This window comes from Flavobacterium sp. HSC-61S13, from assembly GCF_024171535.1.
Lineage (GTDB): Bacteria > Bacteroidota > Bacteroidia > Flavobacteriales > Flavobacteriaceae > Flavobacterium.
This window is the reverse complement of the sequence record NZ_JALJZV010000016.1, coordinates 45,682-57,948: the sequence shown is the minus strand read 5'-3', so window position 1 is coordinate 57,948 and position 12,267 is coordinate 45,682. Positions and strand designations below refer to the sequence as shown.

Annotated in this window: 14 protein-coding genes; 2 read left to right on the top strand and 12 right to left on the bottom strand. The window is 37.0% G+C overall.

Features of this window, described 5'->3' with window-relative positions:
* Positions 1–47: 47 nt before the first annotated feature.
* From rpoN to L1275_RS13645, 3 genes are all read right to left on the bottom strand, one after another.
* Positions 48–1,505, bottom strand: coding sequence for an RNA polymerase factor sigma-54 (gene rpoN, locus L1275_RS13655; protein ID WP_253474424.1), 1,458 nt, complete (start codon positions 1,503–1,505; stop codon positions 48–50).
* A gap of 126 nt (positions 1,506–1,631) precedes the next feature.
* Positions 1,632–3,065, bottom strand: coding sequence for an asparagine--tRNA ligase (gene asnS / locus L1275_RS13650; RefSeq protein WP_253474422.1), 1,434 nt, complete (start codon positions 3,063–3,065; stop codon positions 1,632–1,634).
* Positions 3,066–3,372: 307 nt separating this feature from the next.
* On the bottom strand, positions 3,373–4,623 hold the full coding sequence (locus L1275_RS13645; RefSeq protein ID WP_253474420.1) for a T9SS type A sorting domain-containing protein: 1,251 nt from the start codon (positions 4,621–4,623) through the stop codon (positions 3,373–3,375).
* A gap of 203 nt (positions 4,624–4,826) precedes the next feature.
* Between L1275_RS13645 and L1275_RS13640 the strand changes: the two genes are divergently transcribed.
* The gene (locus L1275_RS13640) at positions 4,827–5,153 is read left to right on the top strand and encodes a multidrug efflux SMR transporter (protein WP_253474418.1); all 327 of its coding nucleotides are present in this window, start codon (positions 4,827–4,829) and stop codon (positions 5,151–5,153) included.
* A gap of 53 nt (positions 5,154–5,206) precedes the next feature.
* Here L1275_RS13640 and frr read toward each other — a convergent pair whose 3' ends face one another.
* Genes frr through L1275_RS13625 form a run of 3 tightly spaced genes read right to left on the bottom strand, consistent with a single transcriptional unit; the run spans position 5,207 to position 7,342 of the window.
* Positions 5,207–5,770 (bottom strand): ribosome recycling factor, encoded by a 564-nt coding sequence (gene frr / locus L1275_RS13635; RefSeq protein WP_253474416.1) that lies wholly within the window; start codon positions 5,768–5,770, stop codon positions 5,207–5,209.
* Between the two features lie 14 nt (positions 5,771–5,784).
* On the bottom strand, positions 5,785–6,495 hold the full coding sequence (pyrH, locus tag L1275_RS13630; RefSeq protein ID WP_253474414.1) for a UMP kinase: 711 nt from the start codon (positions 6,493–6,495) through the stop codon (positions 5,785–5,787).
* 46 nt (positions 6,496–6,541) lie between these two features.
* Positions 6,542–7,342, bottom strand: a complete 801-nt coding sequence (locus L1275_RS13625; RefSeq protein WP_253474498.1) for a patatin-like phospholipase family protein — start codon at positions 7,340–7,342, stop codon at positions 6,542–6,544.
* Between the two features lie 62 nt (positions 7,343–7,404).
* On the opposite strand from L1275_RS13625, the gene L1275_RS13620 reads away from it, so the two are divergent.
* The gene (locus L1275_RS13620) at positions 7,405–8,019 is read left to right on the top strand and encodes a thioredoxin family protein (RefSeq protein WP_253474412.1); all 615 of its coding nucleotides are present in this window, start codon (positions 7,405–7,407) and stop codon (positions 8,017–8,019) included.
* Positions 8,020–8,070: 51 nt separating this feature from the next.
* Here the strand turns inward: L1275_RS13620 and L1275_RS13615 are convergent, their stop codons facing one another.
* The 6 genes from L1275_RS13615 to L1275_RS13590 all read right to left on the bottom strand — a co-directional run bounded on the left by L1275_RS13615 (position 8,071) and on the right by L1275_RS13590 (position 12,086).
* Positions 8,071–8,511: a KTSC domain-containing protein gene (locus L1275_RS13615; protein ID WP_253474409.1), complete on the bottom strand. Its 441-nt coding sequence runs from the start codon at positions 8,509–8,511 to the stop codon at positions 8,071–8,073.
* A gap of 229 nt (positions 8,512–8,740) precedes the next feature.
* Positions 8,741–9,295 (bottom strand): YiiX/YebB-like N1pC/P60 family cysteine hydrolase, encoded by a 555-nt coding sequence (locus L1275_RS13610; protein WP_253474406.1) that lies wholly within the window; start codon positions 9,293–9,295, stop codon positions 8,741–8,743.
* 76 nt (positions 9,296–9,371) lie between these two features.
* Positions 9,372–10,106 (bottom strand): tRNA pseudouridine(55) synthase TruB, encoded by a 735-nt coding sequence (gene truB / locus L1275_RS13605; protein WP_253474403.1) that lies wholly within the window; start codon positions 10,104–10,106, stop codon positions 9,372–9,374.
* 5 nt (positions 10,107–10,111) lie between these two features.
* Entirely contained in the window at positions 10,112–10,921 is an 810-nt protein-coding gene (locus L1275_RS13600) for an undecaprenyl-diphosphate phosphatase (protein ID WP_253474400.1), read from the bottom strand.
* A 32-nt stretch (positions 10,922–10,953) separates the two neighbouring features.
* Positions 10,954–11,193 (bottom strand): DUF3098 domain-containing protein, encoded by a 240-nt coding sequence (locus L1275_RS13595; RefSeq protein ID WP_253474398.1) that lies wholly within the window; start codon positions 11,191–11,193, stop codon positions 10,954–10,956.
* A gap of 11 nt (positions 11,194–11,204) precedes the next feature.
* Positions 11,205–12,086, bottom strand: a complete 882-nt coding sequence (locus tag L1275_RS13590) for an ABC transporter permease (RefSeq protein ID WP_253474395.1) — start codon at positions 12,084–12,086, stop codon at positions 11,205–11,207.
* Between the last annotated feature and the right edge of the window lie 181 nt (positions 12,087–12,267).

Genomic DNA, 12,267 nt, shown 5'->3' with positions numbered 1-12,267 from the left:
CTTATGGGACTTCTTTTAATAACTCTGGGTTACTACAGCATTAATCTTTATATTTTTTTACGCATCCTCGCTACGGGAATGTCTAATTGCTCTCTGTATTTTGCTATAGTACGTCGTGCAATCGGATAGCCTTTTTCTTTGAGTAGGTCGGCTAATTTATCATCGGGATACGGTTTTTGTTTATCCTCATCCGCTATAATATTCTGAAGTATTTTTTTGATTTCAATGGTGGAAACCTCTTCTCCTTGATCGTTCATCATCGCTTCAGAGAAAAATGTTTTGATCAGTTTGGTTCCATAAGGGGTTTCTACATACTTGCTGTTGGCAACTCTCGAAATCGTAGAAATATCCAAACCGATTAAATCAGCGATGTCCTTTAGAATCATCGGTTTCAGTTTGGTCTCGTCACCGTCTAAAAAGTACTCTCTTTGATATTCCATAATCGCATTCATCGTTACGTACAAAGTCTCTTGACGTTGTTTGATCGCTTCTATAAACCACTTGGCGCCATCGAGTTTTTGTTTGATAAATTGCACGGCATCGCGTTGGGAATTTGACGGCTTCTCGGCTACTTCTTTGTAGGTTTGAAGCATTTCTTGATAATCCTTAGATATGTGCAATTCAGGTGCATTACGGCCATTGAGGGTGAGTTCTAAATCGCCTTCAACAATTTTAATAGCAAAATCGGGAACCACGTGTTCTACGGCTTTAGAGTTTCCAGCAAAAGCACCTCCCGGTTTTGGATTGAGTTTTTCTATTTCGTCTATGGCTTTTCTCAATTGGGATTGTGTAATGCCATATTTTTGCAACATTTTGTCGTAATGCTTTTTGGTAAAGGCTTCAAATTGATTTTCAATAATATCCTTTGCCAAGTCAACTGCTTCGCTTGGTGTTTTGTGTCGTAATTGTAATAACAGGCATTCCTGTAAATTTCGAGCACCTACACCAGCGGGTTCCAATTCGTGTATGATATGTAGAACCTTCTCTACGGTAGCTTCGTCGGTATAAATACCCTGTGTAAAGGCTAAATCATCTACTATATCTTGTATTTCACGACGAATATATCCCATGTCGTCAATGCTTCCGACTAAAAACTCTGCTATGCTTCCTTCAAAATCATTAAGAATAAAGGTGTTGAGCTGATTGATCAGATCTTGATGAAAACTTACAGAAGCAATAATCGGTATTTCATAATCTTCATCATCGCGACTGTAATTGTTGGCTTGTAGCTTGTAGTCTGGGGTTTCATCGTCACTTAAATACTCGTCAATATTGATGTCTTCAGTGTCGATTCTCTCGTTATCGTAATCGTCATATTCCTCATTGGAAAACTCATCTGCTTCAACGGTATCTTCTTTACCTGTTTCAAGAGCAGGATTTTCTATCAATTCTTCCTTTAACCGTTGCTCGAAAGCTTGGGTAGGCAGTTGTATCAACTTCATCAGTTGAATCTGTTGAGGTGATAGTTTTTGAGATAGTTTTAATTGTAAATTCTGTTTAAGCATAGACTAAGATAAGAAATAATAAGATTTTATGGAATAAAAAAAAGTTTACTTTATACAAAAACTTATTTCACCAAAATTAATAAAATATGTGTATAAAGTAAACTTTTTAACAAAAGGTATGGTATGCTAGAATTCTGCGTTTTGCGGAGTTCTAGGGAATGGAATCACATCGCGTATGTTGGTCATTCCAGTTACAAATAAGACCATTCTTTCAAATCCTAATCCAAACCCACTATGTGGTGCAGAACCGTATTTGCGGGTATCTAAATACCACCACAATTCTTTTTCATCGATTCCCATTTTCTGCATTCTTTCCACGAGTTTGTCGTAGCGTTCTTCTCTTTGAGAACCTCCTACAATTTCTCCAATTCCTGGGAAAAGGATATCCATAGCGCGAACCGTTTTACCGTCCTCGTTCATACGCATATAAAAGGCTTTAATGTCTGCAGGGTAATCAAATAAGATTACAGGGCATTTAAAGTGTTTTTCAACTAAAAAGCGCTCATGTTCACTTTGTAAATCAGCTCCCCATTCATCAATGAGGTATTTGAATTTTTTATTTTTATTGGGTTTGCTGTTGCGTAAAATATCGATGGCTTCTGTATAACTAACTCTTTTAAAGTTGTTTTCCAATACGAAGTTTAATTTCTGAAGTAAAGACATTTCGCTGCGTTCTGCCTGCGGTTTGTTTTTCTCTTCATCGGTTAGTCGCTGATCTAGGAATTTTAAATCATCAGCACATTTCTCTAAAGTGTATTTGATGATGTACTTGATGAAGTCTTCAGCCAAATCCATGTTCTCGTCCAAGTTGATAAAGGCCACTTCAGGCTCAATCATCCAGAATTCTGCCAAATGGCGGGAAGTATGAGAATTTTCCGCACGGAATGTTGGTCCAAACGTATATACTTGCCCCAATGCCATAGCATAGGTTTCAGCTTCTAGCTGTCCAGAAACGGTTAGGTTGGTCGCTTTACCGAAAAAATCTTCGCTAAAATTAATAGATCCATCCTCATTTTTAGGGATGTTATCAAAAGGCAACGAAGTTACATGCAGCATTTCTCCAGCTCCCTCTGCATCAGATCCTGTAACGATCGGTGCATTGAAATAGAAAAATCCGTTGTCTTGAAAATATTTATGTACGGCAAATGACAACGTACTACGAACTCTCATAATCGCTCCAAAAACATTGGTGCGTATTCTTAAATGTGCGTTTTCACGTAAAAACTCTAAAGAGTGCTTTTTCGGTTGTATAGGGTATTTTTCTGGATCAGAATCTCCCAATATCACCAATTCATTAACTTGGATTTCTACGTTTTGTCCAGACCCTTTACTCTCAACGAGTGTTCCCGTTAAGGAAACGGCTGCTCCCGTATTAATTCTCTTTAATAATTCGGCAGGGAATTTTTCAAAATCTACAACACATTGAATGTTGTGAATGGTTGATCCATCGTTTAAAGCAAGAAATTGGTTGTTTCTAAAGGTTCTCACCCATCCTTTTGCTTTGACTTCGTGCAGGGTGTTGGTACTGCTCAGTAGGTCAATAACTTTAGTGTGTTTCATCGTCGACTTTTATATTTAAAATACGAAATTAATCAGGATTATCTCTCTGTAAAATACCCGCAAAGGTACTAAAAATTTAAGTAGTTTTTGGAATATCTAGGTAAAACCCTTTGCGAGATTTTTTTGATATAGGTTTCGCCGTTTTGAATTTGGCGATGCAGCTCCATGGTAGATGGGGTTTAGTGAAAAAGCATCGTTTTATAACGCTTGCAGTTTTCTCGGTAGCATTCAAGTTGCTTCGACTTCTTAGAGGTTGTCTAACTCCCTTGTGGTTTGTTTTTTCGATTAGCTTTAGCTTGTAGGTAACTTACAACTTGATAAAGGGATGTGCATCGTTTCCATGAGTATATTTTACTCGCAAATAATAACTGCCACTTGCTAGAGCGCTCAGATCTATTAGGTGTTTGTTTTGATTTGAACTGAATTTTGGAGCGATGATCTTTCCGTTGAAATCGATGATCTCTATGTTTTGTACGTTTTGCGTTGTGGTGAATTCCATTTGATGATTAGCTGGATTGGGGTATAAGAAAGCGCTTTTGGAAATGAAATTTTCAGTGGCTAAAGTTTTGATTTGAATTGTTTTTTCAAACACTACTGTTTTCGAGCATTTCGCGGCGCTTAATTGTACTGTGAAAGTACCGGTATTGTTGTAGGTGTGCGTCGGGTTTGTCGAATTTGAACTGCTTCCATCTCCAAAGGTCCAGAGGTAATCTTCAGAATTTATTGATAGGTTTTTGAAAGTAACTTCGTTATTGGTTAACGTATAGTCAAAGTTAGAGACTGGATCATAATCGTAAATCTTCCAATTGGCAAGATTGTTAAAAACAATTTTATCGACGGCATTTTTAATCGTGTTAATCGTCGAAGATGGTAGGTTATTGGTAAAAGTAGAACTTGTTGGTGCTTTTTCAAAAAACACCGTATAAAAAGTATAAGCTGCTGCCATAGCACCTTCTACGGATGGATGAGATTCGTCTGCTGAATAAAGTTCGATTTCAGGATTATTGGTGATCAGATAGCGCCAAACAGCTGCTACGGGTGCAACGATACCTTTGTTTGTGGTAGCCATAGTCATATATCTTTGTTGGAGTAGGTCGTCCATGCCGATATAGGTGCACAGCGGTTTCCAAAAGGCACAGTTGGTTTGGTCGCCATTTTTTCTACCCCAGGTCATGTAGAACGTCACCTGTGTACAAGGATTGGCTTGTTTTATTTTTTTGCTTAAAGCAGCGGCATACGGATATACCAGATTGATTACATCGGGATCGGGAAATGCGGGAAGCTGACTTTGCTCTTGTAAAACGACATAGTCCCAGTTACCTTGAGCGATGGTGTTATTGACGTTTTGATTGTTGTTGTGCTGCTGAAGTGTAGCGCCACCTGGGGCATGACTCGTATAGGATAGCTGATCACCCGCTGCCTTAGCTATGGATTCAACCAGTTGTGGTATATTGTGTGTGTCTGTATAACTATTGCCGATAAAAAAGACCTTTTTACTCGTTTGGGAAGTTGCAGGTATACAACTTAAAAAGATTAATAGGATGTATAGTTGTTTCATAGCTCGGTTTGGTATATGGTAACAAATATGTTAAATTTTATTAACAATTAAAATAAAAACAACAACTATATTTCTATTTGTATAGCGGTTTTGGGGAGTCGCTTGGTTTTTGGTATAAATGAGAAAGGCAGCGGTCTTATTTTAGGAAGTGCATGAACTTTGTTTTTGCTGAAGTATATTTGCAAAAAAAAAAAATAAAAAGGATGAATTGGATTTTATTGGTTATTGGAGGTCTTTTTGAAGTGGGTTTTGCATCATGTTTGGGGAAAGCCAAGGAAACCACTGGCACAGTATCCGCATTGTGGATGTGTGGTTTTTTCGTTTGCTTGACTATCAGTATGTTTTTGTTGTATAAAGCGACTCAGACTTTGCCTATAGGAACGGCTTATGCGGTATGGACTGGAATAGGGGCAGTTGGAACAGTCATCGTTGGAATCTTTATTTTTAAAGAACCGGCTGATTTTTGGAGGGTATTTTTTATTACAACACTTATAGCATCGATTATTGGCCTCAAGTTTGTTTCGAATTAGCAAAACACCCATATAGAAAACAAAAAATCCGCAATTTGCGGATTTTTTTGACTTTATACTTTCATGATTTCAGCTTCTTTAACTGCGAAGATTTCATCGATTTTTTTGATATAGGAATCAGTAATCTTTTGGATGCTTTCCTCAGCTACTTTACAGATATCTTCTGAAGTACCTTCTTTTTCCAATTTTTTAATTTCTGTATTGGCATCTTTACGAGCGTTACGAATACCGATTTTGGCATCTTCAGCTTCTGTTTTAGATTGTTTTGCCAAGTCTCTTCTGCGTTCTTCTGTTAAAGCAGGGATGTTGATAATGATGTTCTCTCCATTATTCATAGGGTTTAATCCTAAATTGGCGATCATTATTGCTTTTTCTATGGGTTGAAGCATGCTTTTTTCCCAAGGTGTAACCGCAAGGGTACGTGCATCGGGTACATTAATATTGGCCACCTGTGACAATGGAGTCGGAGAGCCATAATAGTCTACGAAAACACCTCCTAACATTTGTGGAGTTGCTTTTCCAGCACGGATATTTAAAAGTTCTTTCTCTAAGTGGGCAATAGTACCCTCCATAGACTCCTTAGTACTGGCAATAATAAAGTTTATCTCTTCAGTCATAACTTTTTATTCTATCAATTAATATTTACTGTGGTACCTATAGTTTCTCCTTCGCAAACTTTAAGTAAATTATCTTTTTTATTCATGTCAAATACCACTATTGGTAAATGATTTTCTTGACTTAATGTAAATGCAGTCGTATCCATAACGTTCAATCCCATTCTCAAGACATCGTCAAAAGTGATGGTTTCATATTTTACTGCCGTAGGATCTTTCTCTGGATCTGCTGAATAAACGCCATCTACTCGCGTTCCTTTTAAGATAACATCTGCATTGATTTCAACACCTCTTAATACCGCAGCGGTGTCCGTTGTAAAATACGGATTACCCGTACCTGCACCAAAAATTACAATACGTCCTTTTTCTAAGTGACGAACAGCTCTTCTTTTGATATAAGGTTCAGCAACAGCTTCAATTTTTAAAGCGGTTTGTAGACGAGTCAACATACCAGCAGCTTCAAGAGCTCCTTGCAAGGCCATGCCGTTGATCACTGTAGCTAACATTCCCATATAATCACCTTGAACACGATCCATCCCTTCACTTGCTCCAGCAACTCCTCTAAAGATGTTTCCACCGCCAATTACAATCGCGATTTGAATACCTTTATTGTGTATTTGTTTTATCTCTGCAGCGTATTCTGCTAACTTCTTTGGATCAATACCGTATTGATTTTCTCCCATTAAGGCTTCTCCACTTAATTTTAGTAGAATTCTTTTGTATTTCATTGAAAGGATGATTTTAAGATTGTGCAAATATAGTCATTATCTGTTTTTATAAAATAAGATTTTTAAAATTATGCTTTTTCTCTTGAAAGCTTTCTTTTGCCGCCAAATATCCAATCTCATAAATCTGATCCATTCGATTGCGATTGCGCTCAAAAGTCGAGTATTCTGTCAGTGCCTTCGGTTCAATAATCCAATCGCAAAGCTGTATTTTTTGATAGTTATTCAAGGTGGTCATTAACTCGTAAGCACGTGCTGTGACTGATTTTATAGAAGTTAATTGGGGCTCTTCTATCTCCTGCAAAGGACAGACATTGACCCCGATGATATAATCACAACGCCCTTGTAGTATATTGGAAGGGAAATTGTTTAAGATACCGCCATCGCTATATAGTCTATCCTCAATTTTAAACGGAGAGAATACACCAGGAAAGGCACTAGAGGCCAGGAGTGCATCTGCTATTTTGGTTTCCGGACTAAATATTTTTAATTTTCCGCGTACTATATCAGTTGCGGTGATATATAGAGGGATCTCTAAATCGTCGAGTATGTGGTCGTTAAAAATTTTATTTAGGTACTTGTGGAAGGCATAAGCATCCATGATGCCAGCCTTTTTTATCGTAAAATGATGCCAATTAAAAATGTTTACCGATTTAAAAAAATCGAGTATCTCGGGTGGTTTAATTCCAAAAGCATAAAGTCCTGCAACAATTGATCCCGCACTAGTTCCCGCAATTTTAGTAGGACGAATACCCTCTTCATCTAAAAATTGTAATACACCAGCATGTGCTATGCCTTTATAACCGCCCCCTGATAGTACTAATCCTGAAGATAACTGTTGTTCTTCCATTTGAAATCTGTCTTTTGGAATGGATAAATGTTCTATATTTGAATGCATAAATTTACTATAAAATGAAAAACATCATTACACAAAGTTTGGAAAAAAGCTATACCTATAAGCAATATAGATCTTTTGTGACTAATGCCCTATTAAATAATCCTGAAATATTGGAATTAGAGGAAGGCTATCTGTCTTACGCAGAGCTTAATGAAGCTCGTTTAAATCGCTTGGACAAAACAATGGTAATTACGGATCAAGTTCAGGCCAAGTTACAACAATTAAAAGGAGCCTATATTTGGTTGGTGATTTCTGAAAGCTGGTGTGGCGATGCCGCTCAAATCTTACCGGTTTTAAATAAAATGGCTGAGGCTTCTACGGCTATTGATTTGGTTGTTGTTTTTAGAGATCAAAATAATGAGTTGATGGAAGAGTTTTTGACCAATGGAGGTAAGGCAATTCCCAAGTTGATCGTTTTGGATAAAAATACCTTGGAGGTTCTTGCAGATTGGGGACCAAGACCTGATGGTGCTCAAAAGGCAGTAGTAGATTATAAAGCGGAATTCGGCCAGTTTGACGAACAAGGGATAGTGGTCTTGCAAAAATGGTACGCGAAAGATAAAGGCGTAGCTATTCAAAATGAAGTAATGGAAATGATGAATAGTGTTGCAGTGGCTGCAAATTTATAAAAGCAAAAAAATACTGAGATTTTTGAATTCAAAAATCTCAGTAAAATAGATTTATTCTGCGTTACCAGTTTTTCTGTAAATAAACTCGGTGTAGATATGTCTTCTTGCAAAACGTGCAGGAGAATCGGCATTAACTAATTTTATATAAGTGTTTCTCGGTACGCTGAAATATTCGTAGCTGCTTCCATTTGTAAACGTGATGGTTAAAACCGAACGCTCGTAATTGAAATCTTGAATACTAGATTTTGTTGTAGTTTCAGTGTACTCAGGTAACGTATTAGCAACGGTTTCTGGTGCAATACTTACCAAGAAATGATAGGCTTCAATGATTTTTTTACTTTTTTCTTCAGCTTCTAATTGAGCTTCCGGATTGTCTTGAATTTTATCAGGATGAAATTCCTTCATAAAATTGCGGTAGATCGTTTTTAATTCTTTTAATTCGGTGTTTTTTTCTACACCCAATAGATTTCTGTGACTGATAATTCTTTTCATAAATAAAATGAGGTCTTTATTGTTCTTAAAAGAGGAACATCTATTGAGCCCTAAAACAATAATTTCGGCAAAAGTACATTTTATAAAATCAATTTAACCGTGTCCAGGTCATTTTTCGTCAAAATTGGCGTAAAAATAACGAAAGGGTCTGTAATTAAAGGAGTCATTGCGACATAAATAAGCTTCTTTTAGTCTAATTTTTTGCTAATTATCCCGAAAATACCTATATTTATAGAGGACCTAACATCTGAATTCGATCTGAAGTTGACAAACCCCCAGGGTTACATCCCGGTAATCCTTCCGGTATCTCTTGGCCCAATTCCTTAAAGTACGAAACCCATATTGGAAAGAATTCGTCGGAGTTCAAGGGTTTGTAGGTCATCGGATACAGGCTGAAAAACGGTTTTTTGTAGGCGTATTTAAAAGCGTCATAGATCAATTCGGAACAGTAATATTTTCCGTTGTCGTATAGAAATTCATCGTCATACGGAACTCCGATCTGTTGCGTAGCAAATTGAATGGCTTGGGGTATTAAATCAAGGTAGTCCTCTTTTAATCTACCCAAATACATTGTTTGTGAGGAATAACTTAAAAACACATCTAAAGGAGTGCTTTTTACGGCAGCTCCACTGGCTTCAAGCACATAAATCTCGTCGTTTTTAAAAACGACAAGACCTATGTGGTTAAATTTTAAATCTTTATACCCGGTTGTCACCTCATTGATTGCATCGCACATCGGTCCGCAATTGAGGTTTTGAAAAATCAAATCACCTTCTTGTAACACGGATTTAGTCTGTGATAAACAAACTATAGTCAGTAGTAAAAAAAGGAGCAAAAATGGATTTCTTCTCAAAATAGGATTAAATATTTGGAGTGTTTGGTGTTGTGATAGGTTCGTTGCTACCAAAGAAAATAGTTTCAAATTCCTCTACGGCAATGGCATTTTGAACGTCGTAGTCGCCTATTTTAGTTCTGCGTAATGCGGTTAAGTGTGAGCCGGAATTTAATTGCTGACCAAAGTCAAAGGCTAGTGATCGGATATAGGTGCCCTTCGAACAAACAACTCTAAATTCGAGTTCTGGTAAGTTGTTGTCGGTGATTTCGAATTCACTGATCGTAACTTTTCGCGTTGCGATCTCGACTTCTTCGCCTTTTCGAGCGTGTTCATATAATCTGCGGCCGTCCTTTTTGATCGCCGAAAATATCGGTGGTTTCTGGTCGATTTCGCCTAAAAATTGCAGTCTGGTGCTGTCGATTAATTCAGCGGTAATATGAGCCGTTTCAAAAGTTTGATTGATCTCTGTCTCTAAATCATAAGATGGGGTGGTCGCCCCGATGTAAAAACGCCCTGTATATTCTTTAATCTGCCCTTGCAGTTCAGAGATTTGTTTGGTAGACTTTCCTGTACAAACGATTAACAACCCTGTTGCCAAAGGGTCAAGTGTGCCGGCATGACCCACTTTTATTTTTTTTAAACCCAAGTGTTTTTTTAATGCCCATTTGATTTTATTAACCGCTTGAAAAGAGGACCAGTTCAAGGGTTTATCGATCAATAAAATTTGACCATTTTGGAATTCCTCAGCGGATAATTTCATGCTTATTATTTTACGTAAACAAAATAGATTAACAAAAGTGAACCAACAACAATACGATACCAACCCCAAGGTTTGAAACCGTATTTTTTGATAATTTCGATAAAGAATTTGATGGCTAAAATGGATACTATAAAAGCGATGACATTACCCAAGATAAACAATTTTATATTGTCGGGATTTTCCATCAACAGTTCATATCCTTTTAGTCCGGTGTTTTCGTATTTTTTTAAAACAATCGAGTATACGGTTACAGCAAGCATCGTCGGAACCGCTAAGAAGAATGAAAATTCCGCTGCGGTTTGTCTCGATAGTCCCTGTTGCATTCCACCGATGATGGAAGCAGCAGAACGACTGGTACCTGGCATCATGGCTAGACATTGCCAAAAACCAATGGTAACAGCTTTTTTGATTGTGATGTCTTCTTCTTTAAGAATTGTTGGGTTTTTAAAGTATCGATCGATAAATAACAAAACGACACCCCCAATTATTAATACTATAGCGATTGGAATGGGTTCTCCCAATACTGCGTCTATTTTTTCGTCGAATATTTTTCCTAATACTAGAGCTGGAATAACTGCACAAGCTAGCTTAACATAAAAATTTAAACGGGTGAAATCAAAAAACTTACGCCAGTATAATACAACTACAGCAAGTATGGCTCCAAATTGAATGGCGGTTTGAAATAGCTTTACGAAATCGTCGTTTTGAATGTCAAAATACGAACTCGTGAAAATCATGTGTGCGGTGGAAGATACCGGTAAATATTCGGTCAGTCCTTCTACAATAGCAAGAAGGATGGCTTGAATTAAATCCATTTTTTAAATAGGTGTTTATAGGGGAATTACGTTTATTTCGCTTTCTTGAAAATGGAATAGATACATACTCCAAAACCAATAAAAATCACTGTTGGAGCTAGTCTGATTCTTCTGAAGTTGAATATAGCGTCGTTGAATTCAGCTGGATTATCATTTCCGCCGCCAGACATGAGTATATAGCCCAATGCAATGATCAAAACACCGGCGATTAAAATGATATAATTGTTTTTGGCAAATAGGAATTCGCTATTTTGGTTTTCGTTGTTATTCATAATCATATAGCTTAATATAATTCGTCAGATTTTAAATTTAAGAAACGTTGTGTAGCAAAAAACGTACTGATGGAAGTAATGATTATACCCACTAAAAAGATACCTACAGAGATGATCAGTATAGGGAAGTAATCCTCTTTAAAACCCAATCCGAGTGAAGGGAATTTAGAGTCCAAGTAATAAGATACCCCAAAAACACCGGCTATAGCCAATAGAGATCCAATGATTCCGAGTTTCATGCTGTGCCAGATAAAAGGACGTCGAATAAATGACTTCGTAGCTCCTACCATTTGCATGGTTTTGATGATAAAACGACTCGAGAAAATCAAGAGTCTCAGGGAGCTGTTTATCAATAACATCGCAACAACAGCTAGAAAACTGCTGATAACTAAAATCCAAAAAGTAATGGTTTTAATATTTTCGTTGACCAATTCGACCAATTGTTTATCGTAGACCGTATCGCTGATTAGTGGATTGTTTTTAAAGTCGAGTTCGATATTCTTGATGCTGTCCGATACGACATAATCTCCCTTCAGGTGAATGTCGAAGGAATTTTCTAGTGGATTAAAACCTAGGAAATGAAGAAAATCTTCGCCGATAATGTCTTGATGTGATTTTGCCGCAGAGTCCTTAGATACATAGTGCACGTCTTTTACGAACGGGGCTATTTCCATATCTCTGTGGAATTGTTCTAATTCAGCAGTGGTGGCTTTGTCGTTAAAGTAGATAGACATCGGTATAGTCTCTCTGAAATTATTAGATATTTTTTCGGAATTCATGATGAATAAACCCAAGGTTCCCAAAAGGAAAAGTACCAGGAAAATACTCAAGATGACCGAAAAATACGAAGAAATTAATTTTCTTTTTTGATATCTCTCAAAAGATGATGCCATAGTTCTTTATTTAAGGCGTAAAAATAATAAACAAATATGTCTTTCAGCGATAATAACGGCTAAAGATTTATATTTCTTATAAATATAGTGTATTTTTGCGTGAATTGAGGAATTCTATACGGTGTAAATCTCTGAGTTTTTATGGTTTTTCGCTAAAAATCAAGGAGCTAACACAAAATAT

Coding starts and splice junctions, on each gene's coding strand:
- pyrH (WP_253474414.1), bottom strand. CDS start 6,495: ATGAAATACAAAAGAATTCTACTAAAATTAAGTGGAGAAGCCTTAATG.
- L1275_RS13590 (WP_253474395.1), bottom strand. CDS start 12,086: ATGGCATCATCTTTTGAGAGATATCAAAAAAGAAAATTAATTTCTTCG.
- frr (WP_253474416.1), bottom strand. CDS start 5,770: ATGACTGAAGAGATAAACTTTATTATTGCCAGTACTAAGGAGTCTATG.
- L1275_RS13615 (WP_253474409.1), bottom strand. CDS start 8,511: ATGAAAAGAATTATCAGTCACAGAAATCTATTGGGTGTAGAAAAAAAC.
- rpoN (WP_253474424.1), bottom strand. CDS start 1,505: ATGCTTAAACAGAATTTACAATTAAAACTATCTCAAAAACTATCACCT.
- L1275_RS13595 (WP_253474398.1), bottom strand. CDS start 11,193: ATGAATAACAACGAAAACCAAAATAGCGAATTCCTATTTGCCAAAAAC.
- L1275_RS13640 (WP_253474418.1), top strand. CDS start 4,827: ATGAATTGGATTTTATTGGTTATTGGAGGTCTTTTTGAAGTGGGTTTT.
- truB (WP_253474403.1), bottom strand. CDS start 10,106: ATGAAATTATCCGCTGAGGAATTCCAAAATGGTCAAATTTTATTGATC.
- L1275_RS13620 (WP_253474412.1), top strand. CDS start 7,405: ATGAAAAACATCATTACACAAAGTTTGGAAAAAAGCTATACCTATAAG.
- L1275_RS13645 (WP_253474420.1), bottom strand. CDS start 4,623: ATGAAACAACTATACATCCTATTAATCTTTTTAAGTTGTATACCTGCA.
- L1275_RS13600 (WP_253474400.1), bottom strand. CDS start 10,921: ATGGATTTAATTCAAGCCATCCTTCTTGCTATTGTAGAAGGACTGACC.
- asnS (WP_253474422.1), bottom strand. CDS start 3,065: ATGAAACACACTAAAGTTATTGACCTACTGAGCAGTACCAACACCCTG.
- L1275_RS13625 (WP_253474498.1), bottom strand. CDS start 7,342: ATGGAAGAACAACAGTTATCTTCAGGATTAGTACTATCAGGGGGCGGT.